The 22,858-nt window shown below is 66.0% G+C and carries 18 protein-coding genes; 16 read left to right on the top strand and 2 right to left on the bottom strand.

Annotated features, from left to right (window positions below; translation table 11 throughout):
- The first annotated feature begins 315 nt into the window (after positions 1 to 315).
- The 4 genes from N2605_RS02880 (at position 316) to N2605_RS02895 (ending at position 4,033) form a co-directional block, all read left to right on the top strand.
- Positions 316 to 588 carry a helix-turn-helix domain-containing protein gene (locus N2605_RS02880; RefSeq protein WP_008566993.1) on the top strand — a complete coding sequence of 91 codons (273 nt, stop codon included), beginning with the start codon at positions 316 to 318 and terminating at the stop codon, positions 586 to 588.
- 105 nt (positions 589 to 693) lie between these two features.
- On the top strand, positions 694 to 2,436 hold the full coding sequence (locus N2605_RS02885; protein ID WP_260345761.1) for a SulP family inorganic anion transporter: 1,743 nt from the start codon (positions 694 to 696) through the stop codon (positions 2,434 to 2,436).
- Positions 2,437 to 2,502: 66 nt separating this feature from the next.
- Entirely contained in the window at positions 2,503 to 3,342 is an 840-nt protein-coding gene (locus N2605_RS02890) for a shikimate dehydrogenase (protein ID WP_225144289.1), read from the top strand.
- A gap of 64 nt (positions 3,343 to 3,406) precedes the next feature.
- Positions 3,407 to 4,033: a hypothetical protein gene (locus N2605_RS02895; RefSeq protein WP_036030974.1), complete on the top strand. Its 627-nt coding sequence runs from the start codon at positions 3,407 to 3,409 to the stop codon at positions 4,031 to 4,033.
- Between the two features lie 233 nt (positions 4,034 to 4,266).
- Here the strand turns inward: N2605_RS02895 and N2605_RS02900 are convergent, their stop codons facing one another.
- Positions 4,267 to 5,403 (bottom strand): alpha-hydroxy acid oxidase, encoded by a 1,137-nt coding sequence (locus N2605_RS02900; RefSeq protein WP_036009502.1) that lies wholly within the window; start codon positions 5,401 to 5,403, stop codon positions 4,267 to 4,269.
- A gap of 129 nt (positions 5,404 to 5,532) precedes the next feature.
- On the opposite strand from N2605_RS02900, the gene N2605_RS02905 reads away from it, so the two are divergent.
- The 12 genes from N2605_RS02905 (at position 5,533) to N2605_RS02960 (ending at position 19,059) form a co-directional block, all read left to right on the top strand.
- The gene (locus tag N2605_RS02905) at positions 5,533 to 5,700 is read left to right on the top strand and encodes a hypothetical protein (RefSeq protein WP_260345762.1); all 168 of its coding nucleotides are present in this window, start codon (positions 5,533 to 5,535) and stop codon (positions 5,698 to 5,700) included.
- 221 nt (positions 5,701 to 5,921) lie between these two features.
- Positions 5,922 to 7,265 (top strand): phosphoglucosamine mutase, encoded by a 1,344-nt coding sequence (gene glmM / locus N2605_RS02910; RefSeq protein ID WP_036009507.1) that lies wholly within the window; start codon positions 5,922 to 5,924, stop codon positions 7,263 to 7,265.
- Positions 7,266 to 7,511: 246 nt separating this feature from the next.
- Complete coding sequence (locus tag N2605_RS02915) at positions 7,512 to 8,756, top strand: MFS transporter (protein ID WP_311735353.1); 1,245 nt, start codon at positions 7,512 to 7,514, stop codon at positions 8,754 to 8,756.
- A gap of 237 nt (positions 8,757 to 8,993) precedes the next feature.
- Entirely contained in the window at positions 8,994 to 9,824 is an 831-nt protein-coding gene (locus N2605_RS02920; RefSeq protein ID WP_036009511.1) for an outer membrane protein, read from the top strand.
- A gap of 166 nt (positions 9,825 to 9,990) precedes the next feature.
- Positions 9,991 to 10,878: an outer membrane protein gene (locus N2605_RS02925; protein WP_036009512.1), complete on the top strand. Its 888-nt coding sequence runs from the start codon at positions 9,991 to 9,993 to the stop codon at positions 10,876 to 10,878.
- Positions 10,879 to 10,947: 69 nt separating this feature from the next.
- On the top strand, positions 10,948 to 11,538 hold the full coding sequence (locus N2605_RS02930; protein WP_260345763.1) for a glutathione S-transferase family protein: 591 nt from the start codon (positions 10,948 to 10,950) through the stop codon (positions 11,536 to 11,538).
- An 18-nt stretch (positions 11,539 to 11,556) separates the two neighbouring features.
- Positions 11,557 to 12,021: a GNAT family N-acetyltransferase gene (locus N2605_RS02935; protein ID WP_260345764.1), complete on the top strand. Its 465-nt coding sequence runs from the start codon at positions 11,557 to 11,559 to the stop codon at positions 12,019 to 12,021.
- A 160-nt stretch (positions 12,022 to 12,181) separates the two neighbouring features.
- A complete protein-coding gene (locus tag N2605_RS02940; protein WP_036009515.1) occupies positions 12,182 to 12,388 on the top strand; it encodes a hypothetical protein in 207 nt (68 codons plus the stop codon).
- Positions 12,389 to 12,467: 79 nt separating this feature from the next.
- On the top strand, positions 12,468 to 13,640 hold the full coding sequence (locus N2605_RS02945; RefSeq protein ID WP_225172211.1) for a phosphoserine transaminase: 1,173 nt from the start codon (positions 12,468 to 12,470) through the stop codon (positions 13,638 to 13,640).
- 123 nt (positions 13,641 to 13,763) lie between these two features.
- Positions 13,764 to 15,353 (top strand): phosphoglycerate dehydrogenase, encoded by a 1,590-nt coding sequence (gene serA / locus N2605_RS02950; protein ID WP_036030940.1) that lies wholly within the window; start codon positions 13,764 to 13,766, stop codon positions 15,351 to 15,353.
- 354 nt (positions 15,354 to 15,707) lie between these two features.
- A complete protein-coding gene (locus tag N2605_RS02955) occupies positions 15,708 to 16,880 on the top strand; it encodes a thiolase family protein (RefSeq protein ID WP_057027707.1) in 1,173 nt (390 codons plus the stop codon).
- 205 nt (positions 16,881 to 17,085) lie between these two features.
- Positions 17,086 to 19,059 (top strand): methyl-accepting chemotaxis protein, encoded by a 1,974-nt coding sequence (locus tag N2605_RS02960; protein ID WP_225148074.1) that lies wholly within the window; start codon positions 17,086 to 17,088, stop codon positions 19,057 to 19,059.
- 132 nt (positions 19,060 to 19,191) lie between these two features.
- Here the strand turns inward: N2605_RS02960 and N2605_RS02965 are convergent, their stop codons facing one another.
- On the bottom strand, positions 19,192 to 22,509 hold the full coding sequence (locus tag N2605_RS02965) for a PAS domain-containing sensor histidine kinase (protein WP_260345767.1): 3,318 nt from the start codon (positions 22,507 to 22,509) through the stop codon (positions 19,192 to 19,194).
- Positions 22,510 to 22,858: the final 349 nt, after the last annotated feature.

Genomic DNA, 22,858 nt, shown 5'->3' on the forward strand with positions numbered 1-22,858 from the left:
GCGCTGCAGAGCCGGGGCCCACGTATCAGCGTGCTCGGAATTTCTGGGTCCCGGCTCTGCGCAGCAACGCCAAGAGCGTTGCAGCGCGTCCGGGACACGAGATTCTCGTATGCCACCGCACCACACTCCGTCATTGCGAGCGCAGCGAAGCAATCCAGAAATCCCTCCGCGGAAAGATTCTGGATTTGCTTCGCTACGCTCGCAATGACGGAGGCTATGGACGACGCCTCCCTTGCTTTCGCCACCGTATGATGTATTCTACATCGTTGTATATGTTCCAGATATCACTTATAACTGCTCGTAAGTGAGGCCAAGGTGATCACCTCGTTCCAGATGCGGGCAGCCCGCGCGTTGCTCGGCATCGACCAGAAAACCCTGGCCGAGCTCGCCGGCGTGTCGCTGCCGACCATCCAGCGGATGGAGGCCTCCACCGGCAATGTTCGTGGCGTGGTCGAGACCTTGATCAAGGTGGTCGAGGCGTTCGACCGGGCCGGCGTCGAGTTGATCGGCGAGCAGGCCCGCAGCGACAGCGGCGGACGTGGCGTTCGCTTGAAGGAGCCGGGGCCGCCGCGCCGTGTCGGAGCATGATCGCGCGTTGATCGTGCCCGGGATCAAGATGGGCTAGCGCATCGTCGCACCTTAGGACGCACGATGCTTCGGAGCATTGTGGGGCCAGCGGAGCACTTTGCTGACATGAGCATCACGAGCGATCAGGCAGGCCGGCTGCACCAGCTGCGTCAGCCGACCTTTGCCGAACTGTATCTGCCGAAGCTCGTCACCGTCTTTCGCGAAGGCTACGGCCTTGCGGATTTCCGCGCCGACGTCTTCGCCGGCCTCACGGTCGCGATCGTCGCGCTGCCGCTGTCGATGGCGATCGCGATCGCCTCGGGCGTGACGCCGGACCGCGGCCTCTACACCGCCGTCGCCGGCGGCTTCATCGCCTCCTTGCTCGGCGGCAGCCGGTTCCAGATCGGCGGCCCTGCCGGTGCCTTCATCGTTCTGGTCGCGGCGACTGCGGAGCGGCATGGCGTCGACGGAGTCATCCTCGCCACCATGATGGCGGGCCTGTTCCTGATCGGCGCAGGGCTGCTCAGGGTCGGCACCTACATCAAGTTCATTCCCTATCCCGTCACCGTCGGCTTCACCGCCGGCATCGCCGTCATCATCTTTGCCAGCCAGCTCCGCGATCTCTCCGGCATCACGCTCGCGGGCAAGGAGCCCAGCGAGTTCGTGCCCAAGCTCGTCGCGCTCGCCGGCGGCCTCAACACGATCAATCCGTCCGCCGTCGCGGTCGCCCTCGTCAGCATCGGCATTATCGCCGCCTTGCGCCGCTGGCGGCCGTCCTGGCCCGGGATCCTGATCGCGGTCGTGTTTGCAGCCGTCGCCAGCGCGGTGCTGTCGTTGCCGGTCGAGACCATCGGCTCGCGCTTCGGCGGCATCCCGCGCGAATTGCCCTCGCCGGCGCTGCCCGCATTCTCGCTGGAGAAGGCAAGGGCGGTGCTGCCGGATGCGATCGCCTTTGCGTTGCTGGCGGCGATCGAATCGCTGCTGTCGGCGGTGGTGGCCGACGGCATGACCGGCCGCCGTCATCGCTCCAATTGCGAGCTGGTGGCGCAAGGTGCGGCCAATATCGGCTCGGCGCTGTTCGGCGGCATCTGCGTCACCGGGCTGATCGCGCGCACCGCGACCAACATCCGCGCCGGCGCGCGCGGGCCGCTCGCGGGCATGCTGCATTCGGTGTTCCTGCTGCTGTTCATGCTGGTCGCGGCCCCGCTCGCGAGCTACATCCCTCTGGCCGCGCTCGCCGCGGTGCTGGTGGTGGTGGCCTGGACCATGGCGGAGAAGCATGAATTCGCAACTCTGCTGCGCTCGTCATGGGGCGATGCCGTGGTGCTGCTCGCGACCTTCCTGCTCACGATCTTTCGCGATCTCACCGAGGGCATCCTGGTCGGCTTCGCGCTCGGCGCGGTGCTGTTCATCCATCGCATGGCGGAGATGACCGGCATCGAGGAGCGCTCGCCGCTGGTTGCGGATGATCGCCCCGACGACGGCAACGGCGACCGTGTGCGTTACGATCCCGCGCTTGCGGTCGACCGCGACGTGCTGGTCTATCGCATCACCGGCGCGTTCTTCTTCGGCGCGGCCTCGGCGATCGGCGGCGTGCTCGACGGCATTGCCGACCGGCGCAAGGCCTTCGTGGTCGATTTCGCCGCGGTGCCGTTCCTGGATTCGACCGCGGCCAACGTGATCGGCCGCGTCGCCGCCAAGGCGCACCGCCAGGGCATCAGGCTGTTCATCACCGGGGCCTCGCCCGCGGTCCGCCGCGCGCTGCTCACCCATGGCGTCACGCCGCCGCGCGCGCGTTACCGCACGAGCCTCGAGCGCGCCATCGCCGACATCAAGGGCCGGGCCGCCGACGAGACCGCTGCGAGCTGACCGCGCGCGCTTGACAGAGCGGGCGCGACGCGAAATGGATCGCCTCGGAAACGACCCGAGGGAAAGATGACCGCGCCCAAGCCCCCTGCAGCCTGTCTGATCGGATGGCCGGCCGCGCATTCGCGCTCGCCGCTGATCCACCATCACTGGCTGCGCACGCTCGGCATCGAGGGCGGCTATGTCATCGAGGCGGTGCCGCCCGAGGATCTGCGCGATTTCGTGCTGCGGCTGTCGCTGCGCGGCTTCGTCGGCGCCAACGTCACCATCCCGCACAAGGAAGCCGTGCTGGCGCTGTCGACGCCCGACGCGCGCGCCGGGGCCGTCGGCGCCGCGAACACCCTGTGGTTCGCCGACGGCGAGCTGCGCTCAACCAACACCGATGTCGAAGGCTTCATCAACAATCTCGATGCCAGCGCGCCCGGCTGGAACATGGCCGAGGCGGCGCTGGTGCTGGGCGCCGGCGGCTCCTCGCGCGCGGTCGTGTTCGGCCTGCTGGAACGCGGCATCAGCTGCGTGCATGTCGCCAATCGCTCCATCGCGCGGGCCGAGACCCTGGCACAACAGTTCGGATCGAACGTGCATCCGCTGCCGTGGGACGCGATCGGCGACGTGCTGCCGCGCGCAAAGCTTCTCGTGAACACGACCTCGCTCGGCATGCATGGCCAGCCTTCACTCGACGTCGACCTCGCGCGCCTGCCGCAAGATGCCGTCGTCGCCGACCTCGTCTACGTTCCCCTGGTGACGCCGCTGCTCGCCGCGGCGACGGCGCGCGGCCTGAAGACCGCCGATGGGCTCGGCATGCTGCTGCATCAGGCGGTGCGCGGCTTCGAGCTGTGGTTCGGGCGGCGGCCCGAGGTCACCGCCGAGCTGCGCTCATTGGTCGAAGCCGATCTCACGAAGACTTGAGAGGGGCGCGGCGAATAGCACACCATCTCTGGAGTTCTACGTCGTGGGACAATCGGAGACCGTCATGCCTGTTCAACGTGCAACTTTCACACGCCCCCTGATCGCCGTCGCGATGGTGGTCGTCTCGACCTACTGCGCCTTCGCCCAGAGAGCGCCGGTGCCGACGCGCGTGCGCGGCACCATCGAAAGTGTCAATGGCGACACCATGCAGGTCAAGTCGCGCAGCGGTGAAGAGCTCAAGCTTCGCCTCGCCTCCGACGTGAACGTGTCGGGCGTTACCAAGATCTCGCTCGCCGACATCAAGCCGGGCTCGTTCATCGGCGCCACCACCGTGCCGGGACCGGACGGCAGCCAGAACGCCGTCGAGGTGCACGTGTTTCCGGAAAGCATGCGCGGCACCGGCGAAGGCTCGCGACCCTGGGACCTCAAGCCCAACTCCAGCATGACCAATGCGACCGTCGCGGAGAGCGTCGTCGGCAATGACGGTCACACGCTGCTGGTCAAGTACAAGGACGGCGAGAAGAAGGTGTTCGTCGCCGACGACACGCCGGTCGTGACCTTCGTGCCCGGCGACAAATCCGAGCTGAAGCCCGGCGCCAAGGTGATCGCCTTCATGAAGCAATTGCCCGACGGCTCGTTCGAGACCAACCGCGTCAGCGTCGGCCGCGACGGCCTGACGCCGCCGATGTGAGGGGCTGTGAGACGCGCACCTGCCGCCTGAAATGCCGCCCGCCGTCGTCCCGGACAAGCGTCAGCGCAGGTCCGGGACCCATAACCACAGGGAAAAGTTGTTGCGCGAAGCAGGCCACTCCGAGCCCCCATAGCCACACCCTTCTGTGGCTATGGATCCCGGATCGGCGCGCGCTTTGGGCGCGCTTGTCCGGGACGACAGTGATTATTGCTGCGGCATCCCGGCAGACGCACTCACACCGCAATCACGTGATCGTCGATCTCGTCCACCCGGTTGACGCCGCACAGGCCCATCGTGGTGAGCAGCTCCTTCTGGATGATGTCGATCGCCTTGGCGACGCCGGCCTGGCCGCCGGCACCGAGGCCATAGGCATAGGCGCGGCCGATCATGCACGACTTTGCGCCGAGCGCCAGCGCGCGCATCACGTCCTGGCCGGAGCGGATGCCGCCGTCGAACATGATCTCCATCCTGTCGCCCACCGCGTCCGCGATCTCGGGCAGGACCTCGATCGAGGACGGCGCGCCGTCGAGCTGGCGGCCGCCGTGGTTGGAGACCACCAGCGCCTGCGCGCCGGTCTTGGCGGCTTCCTCGGCGTCCTCGACGTCGAGGATGCCCTTGATGATCAGCTTGCCCGGCCAGATGCTGCGGACCCACTCGACGTCCTTCCAGTTCAAGGAGGTGTCGAACTGCGAGGCCGTCCATTCGGCGAGGCGGTTGAGATCTTCAGTGTTCTTCACGTGGCCGGCGATATTGCCGAAGGTGCGGCGCTTGCCCTGCAGCACGCCGGAGACCCAGGCGGGCTTGCTGGCGAAGTCCAGCAGCTTCGACAGCGACCATTCCGGTGGCACCGTCATGCCGTTCTTGATGTCGGCGTGGCGCTGGCCGATCACCTGCAGGTCGACCGTGAGCACCAGCGCGCTGCACTTGGCGGCCATCGCGCGCTGGATCAATTCCTTGATGAAGCCGCGGTCCTTCATGACGTAGAGCTGGAACCAGAACGGCTTCTCGACACTGGCGGCGATGTCCTCGATCGAACAGATCGACATCGTCGATTGCGTGAACGGGATGCCGGCGGCCTGCGCGGCGCGGCAGGCGTGGATCTCGCCGTCGCCGTGCTGCATGCCGAGCAGGCCGACCGGCGCGAGGATCAGCGGCATCGTCGACGGCTCGCCGAGGATCGTGGTCGAGGTGTCGCGCTTGGAGACGTCGACCAGGATGCGCTGGCGGAACTTGATCGCCTGCATGTCCTCGCGGTTGGCGCGCAGCGTCTCCTCGGCGTAGGAGCCGCGGTCGCAATAGTCGAAGAATGCCTTCGGCACGCGGCGCCGATGCAGCGTGCGAAGATCGTCGATACAGGTAATATGCTTCATGTCGTTTCCCCGGCCCGTCACGTATCAAACAGTCTTGCATCGGAAGATTTCGGGGTCATCTAGCATGGTTGGATGCACAGCCAAATCGTTTGCAGAACGTTTTGGAAGGAGAGTGCCAAGGAGAGCGCCATGACGAAGCCGCACGCAGGACCTTCGCCGGAAGAGATCAAGGAGAAGCAAGATCTCGAAGAGGCGCTGGAAGAGGGACTTGAGGAGACCTTCCCGGGCTCCGATCCCGTCAATGTCACCCAGCCGGCGCCGAGCCGCGCGGACGGCCATGTGAAGCGCTCGGATTAAGGCGAGTTCCACCGCTTTTCGCTGGCCACGCCGGAATTGCAATGTTAACAATGTGTTATCGGGGGCGGTCGCGGCGCCGGTTCCGTAATGATTCATCATATTTTTTGAAGCCAAGTTAGCCGCGATAGCTTTATAAGTCCTCGGCAAATCAGGGATGCGGGTCCCGTTGGGGCAGCCCGTGGTTGTAGAGGGGAGTCCCTGGTTGTTGCTTGGGGGACGATATGAGCCGCAAATATTTCGGGACAGACGGGATTAGGGGCCGCGCCAACGGACTGATCACGCCGGAGCTCGCGCTCAAGGTCGGCCAGGCCGCGGGCCTTGCGTTTCAGCGCGGCGACCACCGCCACCGCGTCGTGATCGGCAAGGACACCCGTCTGTCCGGCTACATGATCGAATACGCCATGGTGGCAGGCTTCACTTCGGTCGGTATGGACGTGCTGCTGGTCGGCCCGATGCCGACGCCGGCGGTCGCGATGCTGACTAAGTCGATGCGCGCCGATCTCGGCGTGATGATCTCGGCCTCGCACAATCTGTTCGAGGACAACGGCATCAAGCTGTTCGGCCCGCAGGGCTTCAAGCTGTCCGACGACGTCGAGCGGCAGATCGAGCAGTTGCTCGACGAATCCCTAGACAAGCGGCTCGCCCAGAGCGCGAGCCTCGGCCGTGCCCGCCGCATCGACGGCGTGCATGACCGCTACATCGAATTCGCCAAGCGCACGCTGCCGCGCGACCTCTCGCTCGAGGGCCTTCGCGTCGTGATCGACTGCGCCAACGGCGCCGCGTACAAGGTCGTGCCCGAAGCGCTGTGGGAGCTGGGCGCCGACGTCGTGCCGATCGGCGTCGAGCCCGACGGCTTCAACATCAACAAGGATTGCGGCTCGACCTCGCCGGAGGCGTTGTCGAAGAAGGTGCGCGAGATGCGCGCCGACATCGGCATTGCGCTGGACGGCGACGCGGATCGCGTCATCCTGGTCGACGAGCGCGGCCATGTCGTCGACGGCGACCAGCTGCTCGCGGTGATCGCGCAGAGCTGGAAGGAGGACGGACGCCTCTCGCGTCCCGGCATCGTCGCCACCGTGATGTCCAATCTCGGGCTGGAGCGCTTCCTGCAAGGGCAGGGCCTCGAGCTCGTGCGCACGCCGGTCGGCGACCGCTACGTGCTCGAGCAGATGCTGAACGGCGGCTACAATCTCGGCGGCGAGCAGTCCGGCCACATCATCCTGTCCGACTACGCCACGACCGGCGACGGTTTTGTCGCCGCATTGCAGGTGCTCGCCGTGGTGCAGAAGCTGCGCCGCCCCGTGTCCGAGGTCTGCCACCGTTTCGATCCGCTGCCCCAGATCCTCAAGAACGTCCGCCACAAGGGCGGCAAGCCGCTCGATGATTCCGACGTCAAGTCGGCGATCTCCGACGGCGAGAAGCGCCTCAACGGCCACGGCCGCCTCTTGATCCGCTCCTCCGGCACCGAGCCCGTGATCCGCGTCATGGGCGAAGGCGAGGACCGTCACCTCGTCGAGGACGTCGTCGACACCATCGTTTCGGCATTGGGGCAGGCCGCGGCTTGAGTCCTTCCTTCTCCCCTTGCGGGAGAAGGTGGCGCGAAGCGCCGGATGAGGGGTTCTATCCGCTCGCAACACAGCTCGTGAGGATAGAAACCCCCTCACCCGTCTCGCCGCTAACGCGGCGAGCCACCCTCTCCCACAAGGGAGAGGTAAGAGGCGCATCCCAGCCATTTGCGATTGACGCTGGTCCCACCGTCGCTTGCGTCGTAATCAGCACCTCGCGGCAATCTGCCGCGCCGGATTGCCGCCTTGAACAAGCCTGTCGTCGTCTCAGAGGAAACGCTGACCGAGCCCGTCGTCGTCGCCGAATTGGCCCCGGCCGCCGCCAAGGGGCCGGCCTATATCGTGCTCGCCGGCACCAGCGTCTCGCACTTCCTCAACGACACCATGCAGTCGCTGATCGCCTCGGTGTACCCGATCCTGAAGGACGCCTACGCGCTCGACTTCGCCCAGATCGGCATGATCACGCTGGCATTCCAGTTCACGGCCTCGCTGCTGCAGCCGGTGGTCGGGCACTACACCGACAAGAAGGCGCAGCCCTATTCGCTCGCGGTCGGCATGGCCTCGACCTTCTTCGGCCTGCTGCTGCTCAGCGTCGCGCACCAATATCTCGTCATCCTCGTCGCCGCCGCGCTGGTCGGCCTCGGCTCGGCGGTGTTTCACCCGGAATCGGCGCGCATCGCGCGGCTCGCCTCGGGCGGACGCTACGGCTTTGCGCAATCGGTGTTCCAGCTCGGCGGCAGCTTCGGCACCTCGATGGGGCCGGTGCTCGCCGCGTTGATCGTGGTGCCGTTTGGGCAGGGCAGCATCGCCTGGTTCTCCTCGATCGCGTTTCTCGCCATCCTGATTCTCTGGCGCATCGGGCGTTGGTACGCGCCGCAGATCGCGATGAAGAAAGCGGCGCCCGTCCACAGCCAGCCCGGCGCGCCGAGCTCGCGCCGTGTCGCGGTAGCGCTCGCAGTGCTCGTCGTGCTGTTGTTTTCCAAGCAGCTCTACGTTTCGAGCCTGTCGAGCTATTACATCTTCTACCTGATCGACCGTTTCGGCGTCTCGACGCAGGCAGCCCAGATCTATCTCTTCGTCTTTCTCGCGGCGAACGCCGTGGGTGCGTTTCTCGGCGGTCCGCTGGGCGACCGCTTCGGCCGCAAGATCGTGATCTGGATCTCGATCCTCGGCGCGCTGCCGTTCACGCTGGCGCTGCCCTATGCCGGGCTCGTTGCGAGCGCGGTGCTCAGCGTCGCCATCGGCCTGATCATCTCCTCGACGACGTCGTCGATCATCGTGTTCGCGCAGGAGCTGGTGCCGCACCGCTTCGGCATGATCTCCGGCGTGTTCTTCGGCGTCGCCTTCGGCATCGGGGGCCTGGGCGCGGCCGTGCTCGGCAAGCTCGCCGATCACACCTCGATCGAGTTCGTCTACCAGGTCTGCGCCTGGCTGCCGGCGATCGGGCTGCTCGCGGTGTTCCTACCCAAGCTGCCGCGAAACGCGCGTTAACGCATCCTCTCTTGCCGCGTTGCGGCTTCACACATCGTTAGGGAATGCGGCGCCGATGTCGCATTTGGCGCGGCATTTTTGCAACGCTCGCACGGCGCGCGCGTGTAGGGTGAGAAAAAATCAACCTTAAAAATTAGGGTTAAGTGGCGCTTAAACATTTGCTGGCATCGTCCCCCCGTGAGTTTCCAGAACGTGAGGCGCTCGTATTCAGCCTCACCGGCCATAAGGACGAAGCCAATGCGTAGCGTTAAGTCTCTCCTTGCCGCGGGTGCGGCAACCCTGATCTCGTCGATGGCGTTCGCCGCCGATATGCCGATCGCCGCCCCCCCTCCGATGTACGCGCCGCCGGCTCCGCCCGCCGACTTCGGCGGCTGGTATCTGCGCGGCGACATCGGCATGACCAACCAGAGCGCGAAGCGCATCGAGAGCGCCCTGCCGGCCGGGTACTCGAAGACGACGGAAGGCCTCGGCTTCGACTCCTCGCCGCTGTTCGGCCTCGGCGTCGGCTATCGCTTCAACAACTGGTTCCGCGCCGACGTCATCGGCCAGTACCGGGGCAAGGCCAATTTGCACGGTAGCGACAATGTCGTGGGACCCGGCTTCGTCGGCGTCAACAACTACAGCGGCAGCAAGTCCGAGTGGCTCGTGATGGCCAACGCCTATGTCGACCTCGGCACCTGGTGGTGCGTCACTCCGTTCATCGGCGCGGGCGTCGGCGGCTCCTACAACAAGCTCAGCGGCTTCCGCGACGACGGCGTGTCCTACAGCCCGCTGCTCAACAACAGCGTCGCCTACTTTGCCGACAACGGAAAGTGGAACCTCGCCTGGGCCGCTCACGCCGGTCTTGCCTACAAGGTCAATCCCGGCTTCACCGTCGAACTGGCCTACAGCTACATGAACCTCGGCGATGCCGCGCCCGGCAACTACCGTTTGTTCGACAACAGCGCTTCCGGCCCGACCTCGATCAAGGTCAGGGACATCACCTCGCACGACGTCAAGCTCGGCGTGCGCTGGGATCTCAACAGCCCGCCGGCCTACGTGCCGCCGCCGCTGGTCACCAAGGGCTGATCGCAACCTGATCGGTTAGGACTCCTTAACGGCGCGGGATCATCCCGCGCCGTTTTGCTTTGCGTATTTTTCATGTCGAGGTGCGGCGAAGGCGCCCGGCGCAACCATTAGTTAAGGTTAACAGGCGATGATCATCGCAACAGTTCGAGTCCGATGGAGCGTGGTGATGCGTAGGCTGGTGTTGGCAGCGGCGATGTTGGGGACGGTGTCTGCCGCGCAAGCGGCCGACATGCCGGACCTGCCCGTGCTGCGCGGCGGCTTCGCGGACGGTCTGTCGAAGACCTCCGTCAATTGGAATGGCTTCTATGTCGGCGGTCATGGCGGTTATACCGCAGATGCCACGGATTTCAGCCAGAGCGTGGTCGGACTGACCAACTACATCTTTCGCGACAGCGTACTCCAGGGGCCGACCTCAACGTGGTCGCTGCTGAACAAGACCAACACTCAAAGCACCAATTTCGGTGGCTTCGTCGGCCGCAACTGGCAATGGTATGATGCCGTTCTCAGTCTCGAGGGCACTTACAGCTACTTCAACGATATGGCGACATTGACGTCGGGAACCAACTCGCTCGTCATCGTCAACCCGCCTGGTGAGGTGCGGGCGCCCGGCGTCACCAACAACTATGCCGTTACGCTGACGGGTGCCGCGGCGGCACAGGTCAAAGACATGGTGACGCTCCGCGGCCGCGTGGGTTGGGACGGCGGCAGCTTCATGCCTTATGCCTTCATGGGCGCTGCCGTCGGGCGAATGGACGTGTCGCGCACCGTGACCAGCAGCGTCTCGATGCGACAGGACACGACGACGACGGATTTCTTCGGCAACACCACGACGATACTTGGAACGTGGGGCCCGGTTCCTGCGCAGTCGGGCACGCAAGGTCAGCACAGGACCAACACGTACGCGGTGGGTTGGACCGCCGGCCTCGGGCTCGAATACTGCGTTTGGGACGGCTTGTTCGCCCGCATCGAATATGAATATGTGAGATTCTCTCCCGTCATGAACACGCAGGTGACGCTGAACAACGCGCGCCTCGGCGTCGGCTACAAGTTCTGAGCCGTCCGCTTCCTGTTGACAGCTTCGCTTCGTCCTGATGCTCTGTCGTCCGAAAGTGGGGCGGCAGCGATGAAGATCTACGGCGACAGCAATTCCGGCAATTGTCTCAAGGTGAAGTGGGTCTGCGACAAGCTCGCTGTGCCCTACCTGTGGATCGAGATCGACACCCGCAAGGGCGAGACGCGCACGCCGCAATTCCTGAAGATGAACGGCGCCGGCCAGGTGCCCACCGTTGCATTCGACGACGGCCGTACGCTGGCGCAGTCCAACGCCATCATCCGCTATGTCGCCCGCGACAGCGCGCTGGTTCCGCGCGACGCCTTCACGGCGGCCAAGATGGACGAATGGCTGTTCTGGGAGCAGTACAGCCACGAGCCTTATATCGCCGTGTGCCGCTTCCTCATCGTCTATCTCGGCAAGGATGCCTCCGAGCTCGATCCTGAAAAGGTCAAGCGCGGCTATGCGGCGCTCGACCGCATGGAGCAACACCTCTCAGCCAGCCGCTTGTTCGCCGGCGACGAGGTGTCGCTCGCCGACGTGTCGCTGCTCGCCTATACGCGTGTTGCCCATGAAGGCGGCTTCGACCTCGGCCGCTATGCCTCCGTCCGCCGCTGGATCGGCGACGTCGAAGCGTTTCTCGGCCTTCCGCCGGCGCGCTGAGGTGCGGAGTCGCCTGACATGAATGCCGAAGCCGTCTCTATCCGTCCCGCGCGCCGCGAGGACGTCGCCGCGATCGTGGCGATGCTCGCCGACGATCATCTCGGCCGCGCGCGCGAGCGCGTGGAGGATCCGTTGCCGTCCTCCTATTACGACGCATTCGCGCGGATCGCGCGCGATCCGAATCTGACGCTGGTGGTTGCCGAGAGTGAGGGCAGGGTGGTCGGCTGCCTGCAACTCGCGATTCTGCCGGGCCTGAGCTCGCAGGGCGGATCCCGCGGACTGCTCGAGGACGTTCGCGTTGCCACCGAGTGTCGCAGCCGCGGCATCGGCGAGCAATTGGTGCAATGGGCCGTGACGGAAGCAAAGGCGCGCGGCTGCAATCTGGTCGAGTTGCTCACGCATCAGACGCGCGTCGATGCGCAGCGCTTCTACAAGCGGCTCGGCTTCACGGCGAGTCACGTCGGCATGACTGTCCGCTTTTGAGGCAGCGCGACGCGAGCGCTGCGCAGCCGGCGAAAAGCGGGCTTTTCATTCGGTCGTGTTAAGAGCCGGTAAACTACCGCTCCGTCGTTCACATTGATGAAGGAACGAAGGGTGCTACGGGGGCATCTGACACCGGGCTCGCTCGGTTCGGGACATTTCAATGACAAGCTATTCGATGATCAAGGTCGGCAACGACTACGTCGTGCAGGCCAATGACAAATGCATTTTGAAGGTCGGAAGCCGCCGCAAGGCGGCGCAATTGATCAGCGATGCCACGGACTTGCTGAACGCGCTCACTGTTGTCGAATCCCCTGATATTGCACCGGAAGCGCCATCACTGGCGCGTGAGGCCCCGGAACTTCCTTGACGGACCTTCCCGATTCCCGTATCAGCCGCGGCGGGACACCTCCCCCCAACGGGAGGCTTACTATCTGGAAGGGTAGATCATGACTGTAGCGAAGCCCGCTTCGCGGCCGACCGTGCCGCATTTCTCCTCCGGCCCCTGCGCCAAGCGCCCCGGCTGGAACGCCCAAAATCTCAAGGACGCAGCTCTCGGCCGCTCGCATCGCGCGAAGATCGGCAAGGCCAAGCTCAAGCTCGCGATCGACCTGACGCGCGAAGTGCTTGAGGTCCCCGCCGATTACCGCATTGGCATCGTGCCGGCCTCCGATACCGGCGCGGTCGAGATGGCGCTGTGGTCGCTGCTTGGCGCACGGCCGGTCACCACGCTCGCCTGGGAATCCTTCGGCGAGGGTTGGGTCAGCGACATCGTCAAGGAATTGAAGCTCAAGGACGTCACCAAGCTCAATGCGGCCTACGGTGAGATCCCCGATCTGTCGAAGGTCGATCCCAAGAGCGACGTCGTCTTCACCTGGAACGGCACCACGTCGGGCGTGCGCGTTCCGAACGCGGACTGGATCAGCGCGAGCCGCGAAGGCCTGACCATCTGCGATGCGACCTCCGCCGCATTTGCGCAGCCGCTCGACTGGGCCAAGCTCGACGTCGTCACCTTCTCCTGGCAGAAGGCGCTCGGCGGCGAGGCCGCGCATGGCATGCTGATCCTGTCGCCCCGCGCGGTGGAGCGGCTCGAGACCTACAAGCCGGCCTGGCCGCTGCCGAAGATCTTCCGTATGACCAAGGGCGGCAAGCTCAACGAAGGCATCTTCGTCGGCGAGACCATCAACACGCCGTCGATGCTCTGCGTCGAGGATTATCTCGATGCGCTGAACTGGGCCAAGTCGATCGGCGGTCTCAAGGCGCTGATCGCGCGCGCCGACGCCAACACCAAGGTGCTGGCGGACTGGAAGGCGAAGACGCCCTGGATCGACTTCCTCGCCAAGGACGCATCGATCCGCTCCAACACCTCGGTGTGCCTGAAGTTCACCGATCCCGCGATCACCTCGCTCTCCGAGGACGCGCAGGCGGAGTTCAGCAAGAAGCTGGTGGCCCTCGTCGAGAAGGAAGGCGCGGGCTACGACTTCGCCTATTACCGCGACGCGCCGGCCGGCCTGCGCATCTGGTGCGGCGCCACAGTGGAAGCAAAGGACGTCGAGCTGCTGACGCAGTGGATCGACTGGGCCTTCGCCGAGAGCAAGGCCACGCTCGCGAAGGCGGCGTAAGCAAACCTAATCCTCGTCATGGCCGGGCTTGACCCGGCCATCCATCAATCAAGAGAGATGGATCCGCGGGTCAAGACCGCGGATGACGTGCCGTAAATGCAGCACGCACAACGGATCATCCCCATGACCAAACCCAAAGTTCTCATTTCCGACGCGCTCTCGCCCGCTGCCGTGCAGATCTTCAGGGATCGCGGCGTCGAGGTCGACTTCCAGCCCAATCTCGGCAAGGACAAGGACAAGCTGGCCGAGATCATCGGCAATTACGACGGCCTTGCGATCCGCTCCGCGACCAAGGCGACCGCCAAGATCCTCGAGAAGGCGGCCAGGCTGAAGGTGATCGGCCGCGCCGGCATCGGCGTCGACAATGTCGAGATCCCGGCCGCGACGGCCAAGGGCATCATCGTGATGAACACACCGTTCGGCAATTCGATCACGACCGCCGAGCACGCCATCACCCTGATGCTCGCGCTCGCCCGCGAGATCCCGCAGGCCGATGCCTCGACGCAGGCCGGCAAGTGGGAGAAGAACCGCTTCATGGGCGTGGAGATCACCGGCAAGGTGCTGGGCGTCGTCGGCTGCGGCAATATCGGCTCGATCGTCGCCGACCGCGCGCTCGGCCTGCGCATGAAGGTGATCGCGTTCGACCCGTTCCTGTCGCCGGAGCGCGCCAAGGACATCGGCGTCGAGAAGGTCGATCTCGACGATCTGCTCAGGCGCGCCGACTTCATCACGCTGCACACGCCGCTGACCGAGAAGACCAAGAACATCATCGACGCGGCCGCGATCGCCAAGATGAAGAAGGGCGTGCGCCTGATCAATTGCGCCCGCGGCGGTCTCGTCGACGAGCAGGCGGTGGTCGATGCGCTCAACGCCAAGCACATTGCCGGCGCCGCCTTCGACGTCTTCGTCGAGGAGCCCGCGACCAAGAGCGTGCTGTTCGGCCATCCCAACGTGATCTGCACGCCGCATCTCGGCGCCTCCACCACCGAGGCTCAGGAGAACGTCGCGCTGCAGGTTGCCGAGCAGATGTCGGATTACCTGCTCACCGGCGCGATCTCGAACGCGGTCAACTTCCCCTCGATCACGGCGGAAGAAGCGCCGAAGCTGAAACCGTTCATCGCGCTCGCCGAGAAGCTCGGCTCGTTCGCCGGCCAGCTCACCGAGAGCGGCATCCTCAAGGTCGAGATCACCTATGAGGGCCACGTCGCCGAGATGAAGATCAAGGCGATCACCTCCGCGGTGCTGTCGGGCCTGCTGCGGCCCATGCTGGGCGAGGTCAACGTCGTGTCCGCGCCGGTCGTCGCCAAGGAGCGCGGCATGGTGGTGGACGAGATCGTCCGCGCCGCGCAGAGCGATTATGAGAGCCTGATCACCGTCACGGTCACCACCGAGCGGCAGGAGCGGTCGGTCTCGGGCACCGTTTATGCAGACGGCAAGCCGCGCCTCGTCGACATCAAGGGCATCCGCGTCGACGCCGAGTTCGGCAAGTCGATGATCTACGTCACCAACGAGGACAAGCCGGGCTTCATCGGCAAGTTCGCGGGGCTTCTGGGCGACGCCAAGATTAACATCGCGACCTTCCATCTCGGCCGGGTCGCTCCGGGCAGCGATGCCATTGCGCTGGTCGAGGTCGACGGTGTGGTGCCGGCCGACGTGCTCGCCAAGGTGCAGGCCCTGCCGCAGGTCAAGCAGGCCAAGGCGCTGACGTTCTGAGCGGCTCCCACCGGCGTCATGGCCGGGCATAGCTGTCCGAAGGACGGCGTCGCTTCCGCTCGCCTATGACCCGGCCATCCACGTCTTGCCGCTCGCGCGAAGAACGTGGATGCCCGGGCCTTCGCCGCGCCGAAGCGGCTTCGGCCGCGCAGGCGGGACAAGCCCGGGCATGACGTGTGGATAGAGCGGGCGCGCACGCCCCGGAATGACGATCATCATATCATATATTCCGACACGCGGAACAACGCCGTCTCCATCGCCGGAGGCGGCGTTTTCATTTTCCCCACCCCCAATCTTTGTGTACCAATGGCGTCAGGACGCTCCGTTCCAAATCGCTCGACAAGGGAGAAAACAATGCGTGAAGCCGTCATCGTTTCCTATGCGCGCACGGGCCTGGCGAAATCCGGCCGCGGCGGGTTCAACATCACGCCGCCGATGTCGCTCGCGGCCCACGCCATTCATCACGCGGTGGACCGCGCCGGCGTCGAGAAGGACTATGTCGAGGACTGCTATCTCGGCAATTGCGCCCATGGCGCACCGAACATCGGCCGCCAGGCCGCGCTGCTCGCGGGGCTGCCGAAGACCACCGCCGGCGTGTCGGTGAACCGCTTCTGCTCGTCGGGCCTGCAGACCATCGCGATGGCCGCGAACTCGATCCGCTCCGACGGCGCCGATTGCATCGTCGCCGGCGGCGTCGAGAGCATCTCGATTCCCGGCGGCGGCACGCCGAAGGAATCGGTGGATCCGGAGCTGCTCAAGGTCGCCCCCGACATCTTCATGGCGATGATCGACACCGCCGACATCGTCGCCGAGCGCTACAAGCTCAGCCGTGAATATCAGGACGAGTTCTCGCTGGAATCGCAGCGCCGTATGGCCGCGGCCCAGCAGGCGAACAAGTTCAAGGACGAGATCGTCCCGATGAAGACCAAGATGAAGGTCGTCGACAAGCAGACCAAGGCCGAGTCGATCGTGGACTACACCGTCGATCGCGACGAATGCAATCGCCCCGAAACGACGATGGAAGGATTGGCAAAACTCGAGCCGGTGAAGGGCCCCGGCAAGTTCGTCACCGCCGGCAATGCCAGCCAGCTCTCCGACGGCGCCGCCGCCGTGGTGCTGATGGAAGCCAAGGACGCCGAGAAGCGCGGCCTCAAGCCGCTCGGCCGCTTCGTCGCCTGGGCCACCGCCGGCTGCGAGCCGGACGAGATGGGCATCGGCCCGGTGTTCGCGATTCCGAAGCTCCTCAAGCGCACCGGCCTCAAGATCGACGACATCGATCTGTGGGAGCTCAACGAGGCCTTCGCCAGCCAGTGCCTGTATTGCCGCGACCAGCTCGGCATCGATCCCGCCAAGTACAACGTCAACGGCGGCTCGATCGCGATCGGCCACCCCTTCGGCATGACCGGCGCCCGTCTCACCGGCCATCTGCTGCAGGAAGGCGCCCGCCGCAAGGCCAAGTGGGGCGTGGTGACGATGTGCATCGGCGGCGGCCAAGGCGGCGCCGGCCTGTTCGAGATCTATAGCTGAGCCGATCCAACCACGGCTTGAACGTTGCAAACACGGCGCCGCTGGGCGCCGTGTTTCATTTTCTGGAACCTACTTGTGCACGCAACCGTGCACAGAAGCGAGCATTGTGACAAATACACGTATTCGTACGTGCCCGCAAATTAACGGAAGTTTTTACGCTTTATCGCCTCATCAAGCGTATCGATCACCAGCGGGTTCTCGTTAGATGCGGCTCCTCTCCCTGCGACTCACTCACAAGATCACCGCGATCGGCGTCATTGGCGTCATCGGCGTCGTCCTGATCGGCGGCATTCACCTCTACGGCGAGCGGAGGATGGGCGTCTATCGCGACGCGGCCGAGGATGCGCGCACCGTGTTCGAGCTGAACAACAGGATCGCGGTCGAGCTGCTCGAGGCGCGCCGCGCCGAGAAGGATTTTCTGTTGCGCAGCGATCCGGCCAGGGCGCAGCGACAGGTCGAGATCGGCCGGCAGGTGGCCCTCGACATCGAGACGCTCCGCGGCAAGATCGCAGCGCTCGGCCAGCCCGAGCTGGCGCAGAAGATCGACGCGATGAATGCGTCGCTGAAGACCTATCAGGCCCGCTTCGCCGCGGTGGTGGAGGAACGACAGCGGCTCGGCCTCGACGAGAAGTCCGGGCTCGAAGGCCGCCTGCGCGCTTCCGTCCACGGTATCGAGAGCCAGGTCGACCAGTTCCAGAATTCCGAGCTCAAGGTGATCATGCTGATGATGCGCCGGCATGAGAAGGATTTCATGCTGCGCCGGAACGCCAGATATGGCGAGGAGATGAAGAAGCGCGCGTCGGAGTTTGCCGCCGGGCTCGATGCGGCAGCCATTGCCGACGGCGCCAAGGCCGAGCTGCGCCAGAAGCTCGCCGACTATCAGCGCGACTTCTCCGCCTGGATGGAGACCGCGCTGAAGCTGGCGGCCGAATCGAAGGCGATGTCCGAGGCCTTCGCGTCGGTCGAGCCCGTGATCGAGCAGGTCTCGACATCGGTCGACCGCATCCGTGCCGATGCCGACCGTCTCAACGAGGCCGAGCGCACCAGCATCCAGTTCTGGATTGCGGTGGCGATCGCGCTGATTGCGACGAGCGTGCTCGGCCTCGGCATCTTCATCGGACGTTCGGTCTCGAGGCCTTTGACCGCGATGCGCGCGGCGATGATCGAGCTTGCCAACGGCAATTTCGCCATCGTTCTTCCCGGCCTCGGCCGGCCCGACGAGATCGGCGAGATCGCGCAAGCCGTCGAGACTTTCAAGATCAACGCCGAGCGGAAGGCGCAGGAGGAGGCCGAAGAGAAGATCAGGCAGGACAAGCTCGCCGCCGAGCGCCGCCGCGCCGACATGATCAGGATGGCGGACGATTTCGAAGGGGCGATCGGCGAGATCGTCGAGACCGTGTCGTCGGCGGCCAATGAGCTCGAGGCGTCGGCGACGTCGCTGACCACGACCGCCAGCCGCTCGACCGAGCTTGCCACGCTGGTCGAGGCGGCGTCCGAGGAAGCGGCGACCAACGTGCAGTCGGTGGCGTCCGCCGCCGAGGAGCTGACCGCCTCCGTCAACGAGATCAGCCGCCAGGTGCAGGCCTCCGCGCGCATGGCGGGCGAGGCCGTCACCCAGGCCGGGCAGACCAATGACCGCGTCAGCGAATTGTCCAAGGCGGCCGCGCGCATCGGCGACGTGGTCGAGCTCATCAACGCCATCGCCGGCCAGACCAATCTGCTCGCGCTGAACGCCACCATCGAGGCCGCGCGTGCGGGCGAGGCCGGACGCGGCTTTGCCGTGGTGGCTTCGGAAGTGAAGGCGCTGGCCGAGCAGACCGCGAAGGCGACCGGCGACATCGGTCAGCAGATCTCGAGCATCCAGGTCGCGACGCAGGATTCCGTCGGTGCGATCAAGACCATCGGCGGCACCATCGAGCGCCTGTCCGAAATCTCCTCCACCATCGCGGCCGCGGTGGAAGAGCAGGGCGCCGCGACCAGCGAGATCTCGCGCAACGTCCAAAGCGCCGCCGCCGGCACCACGCAGGTCAGCGCCAACATCTCCAGCGTGCGCCAGGGCGCGACCGAGACGGGATCCGCCTCCTCGCAGGTGCTGTCCGCGGCGCAATCGCTGTCGAACGACAGCAGCCGGCTGAAGATCGAGGTGAGCAGGTTTTTGGAGACGGTGCGGGCGGCGTGAGCCCCGCCGTCATTCCGGGGCGTCGCGAAGCGACGAGCCCGGAATCCATTGCACCACCATTGATGCGGATCGATGGATTCCGGGCTCGCGCCAAGAGGCGCGCCCCGGAATGACGCTTGAGCGTGCCGCGCCCTACGCCCCCGCCAGCGCGGGCGCGAGCACCACCTCGATCAGCGTGCCGTGGCCGGCGCTCTTGATGTTGAACCGGGCGCGGTTGGCTTCGACCAGCGCTTTGGTCAGCGACAGGCTCAGCGCCGAGCTGTCGGCGGCATCGCCCGGCGGCGGCGTGCGGAACGGCTCCATCGCGGCGGCGACTTCGCGCTCGGAAAGGCCATGGCCGGTGTCGCGGATGCGCAGCGCGATCTCGCCGCGATCGGTCAGCGCGGTCGAGACGATGACCTGGCCGCCGGCGCTGGCGAGCCGGATCGAGTTCGAGATCAGGTTCATGGTGATCTGCCGCATCGCGCGCGCATCGACGCTCACCTGCGGCAGCGCATGGGCGAGCGAGGTGCGGATGATGATGCGCTCGCGGTTGGCCTGCGGCTGCATCACCGTCACGCAGGCCTCGACCAAATCGTTCAGGTTCAAATTCGCGAAATTCAGATCGAGCTTGCCGGTCTCGATCCGCGACAGCTCCAGGAGGTCGTCGATGATGGCGATGACGCGCTCGCCGGAAGCGCGGATGTCCTTCATGTATTCGCCGTAGCGCTCGTTGCCGAGCGCGCCGAAGCGCTCGGAGATCATCACCTCGGCAAAGCCGATGATGGCGTTGAGCGGCGTGCGGATCTCGTGGCTGATCCGCGCCAGCATGTCGGCCTTGGCGTTCGCTGCGCCGTCGACGAGGCGGCGGGCCTTCGTCAATTCGCTCTCGCCCTTCTTCGCGTGCGAGAGATCGCGGAACACGGCGAAGAAGTTCGGCCCGTCGGGGCGGGTGCGCCCCATGATCATCGCAAGCGGAATGACGCCGCCCTTCTTCTCGCGGCCCAGCACCTCGCGGCCGTGATCGAGCAGGCTGGAGATGTCCTGGCTCTTCAGGCTTTCCAGATAATCCGCGACGATCTGCTGGCTCTCGGGGGCGAACAGCGTCAGCAAATTCTGCTGCAGCAGCGCCTCGCCGTCATAGCCGAACAGCGCCTCCGCGCTGCGGTTACAGGCGTGGATGTTGCCTTCGGCGTCGAACATCACGATGCCCTCCGCCGTGGTGTCGAGGATGGCGGCGAGATCCTCGGCATCGGCATCGCCGGCCGCGGGCTCCGCGTCCGCGGCGTCAGGCTCTGCGGCCACCACGGTCTCTGCGACAGCAGCCGCCGCGATCGGCGCCGCCTGCGGCAGCGCGCAGATCAGTGCATGCGCGCTGTCGCCGTCCCACTCGATCGTGTGCAGATGCGCTTCCGTCGCGGCCGGCGGCGCTTCGCCATTTGGCGCCGTCGCGCTGATCGTGACGGGCGTGCCGCCTTGCGTGGTGCTGCTGGCCGCCGACACGCCCGGCTCGACATAGAGCGCATCCAGCCCGCCGGCATGCTCCAGCGCGTTCAGGCTGTCATAGCCGATGCGCGCGAGGAAGGCGGGATTGGCGTAGAGCAGGCGGTCGAGCCGGTAGATCAGGATGCCCGTCGGCAACAGGTCGAGCAGCGTGCGGTCGCGCGCGCTCATCCCGCGCGGCGGCGGTGCCGGCTCGGTCAGCCATTCGGCGGCGGCCTGCGGCGGCTCCGGCTCCGGTGCTTCGGCGCTGATCTCCGCCACTGGTCCGGCCGCGTCGGTCGTGATGGTCTCGCGCTCGCGTTCGAGCCGCTCGGACAATTGCCGCGCGAGCTCGTTGAACGCGCTGTTCTCGACCGGCGTCAGCGTCGGCGGCCGCGTATCGCCGGCGACGCGGAACGGCACGACATTGGGAGGCGTTTCCACGGGCGTGTCCAGTTCGGTTGGGTGTGAAGTCTCGCTTGTGGGCTCTGGCAGGTCGGGTTCGGCTTGCGGTTCAGGCTCGGCTTGCGGCTCAGGCTCGGATGGCGCGATCGGCGGTGCCTCTGCTTCGCCCTCCGCCTCAGCTTCCGCCGCCGCTTCAGGCTCGGGCTCCGCATCGGACGCGACGGCCTCAGTGGAGCGATCCTGTGCCGGCGGCTCGACCAGCAGCTCGAAGCGCCTGAGCGCCTCGAGCCGGTTGAGCGCGTCGAGATCGCGGCAGACGCCGAAGCCGCGGAAGCCGGCGAATTCACGGTTGCGGTCGTAGACCGGCAGGCCCGCGAGCTCGACCGGAATGTGCTCGCCGCCGTCGGCCGGCCAGTTCACTGTGATGCCGGCCCAGGTATCCTTGCTTTCGAGCGCCTTCGCCACGCGCCCCTCGGGATCGAGCGAGAATTCCTCGGCGATCTCGCGCCAGGGGCGGCCGAAGCCGGCGGCCGTATGCGTGCCCATCAGGCGGATGAATTCATCGGAGCCGAGCACAAAGCGGCCCTCTTCATCCATCTGCCAGAGGAAGCGCAGCGGATGCTGACGCGGTGCGGGCGGCTCTTGGGAGTCCTGGCCCGAAGTCGGCTCGACCATGCCCGCATTGATCGGCGCGGGCTGCGGCGACACAATGGCTTGCGGCTGGTTTTCAACCGGAGTTTTGGCCGCCGCGGGGACGACCGGCTCCGGCGTCGGCGCAATCGTCTCGGCGGGCGGTTCGGCCGGCTCAGTGAATGCGTCGAACAGCGCAATCGCAGACGGTGCCTCGTCTGGCGCAGGCTGTGCGTCCTCCGGCACCGCGGCCGGAGGCTGCGCGGGCGTGACGTCGGGCGCGGCCTCGTGCGCCGCCGTGGAGGCGGCCGGCTCGATCAGCGCGACCAGGCCGATATCGGCGCCGCTGCCAACCCGTTGCAGCACCATCTGGCCGATGCCGATCGGCGCTGCGGCGCGGCCGGTTGCCAGCGCATCGCTGCGGGCGCGATCGAGGCCGGCCTCGAGCAGATCGCGGAAGCCGAGCAGGGGGCGCGCGGCCTCGCTCGCGCCGACGAACAGCCCGTCCGGCGCGAACGCCGCCATCGGCACCTTGGCGCCGGCGACCAGCCGATGCAGCCGCTCGACCAGCGGCATGGTGCGCAGCGTCGGGTCCATCGCGATGACCAGAACCGCATGGCCGCCGTCGGCAAAGTCGAGCCGCGCGCAAGCACAGGTCATCAGCGCCCCTAACCGGGCGCCGAAGCCGCGCAGCCGCTGCAGCCGCATTGCGCCGTTCGCCGGCAGCTGGGGGGCGAGCCTGACGATTTGGCGGCGATGGCTGTCGGCGGGGCCGAACACCTTGTCCGCAAGGCCGGCGCTGTTGGCCGCGCCGAACAGTTTTGCGCCGACCGGATTGGCCCACAGCACGCGCGCGCCGTCGGTCGACCATAGCCAGGCCGGCAGGGCAGAGGTCGCATGCACGGCCAGCCGCGGATCGCCCACCCCTCGCAACTGGAAATCCGAACGCGTCATCAGGCCGGCTGCATCTCACGCTTCACGAGTGGCGGCTGCCGGGAATGACAGCCTTAAGAAAGGGTTAGTATCGCCCGGAAGGCGCGACCAGGTCCACGGCCCAAAGCCCGCGATGGATCCCCAAGCGGCGATAACCTTAATCCCGTCAACCCCGCAAGCCGAGCCGACGTTGCATCCAAGGGATTCAAGGGGTGGGGCGCTTGCGAAGAGACGCACCCGCGCGGCATCTCAGGTCCCCATCCTCCCCTGGAGGGTCCGGGACGAGCGTAGCTCGCCCGTGGATCGGTTCGCACGCAGCGAAGCGGAGAGCGAACCGAGGTGGGGTGACAGTCTCTCCCCACAGGCGGTA

It is taken from the genome of Bradyrhizobium yuanmingense, assembly GCF_025200905.1.
Taxonomy (GTDB): domain Bacteria; phylum Pseudomonadota; class Alphaproteobacteria; order Rhizobiales; family Xanthobacteraceae; genus Bradyrhizobium; species Bradyrhizobium yuanmingense.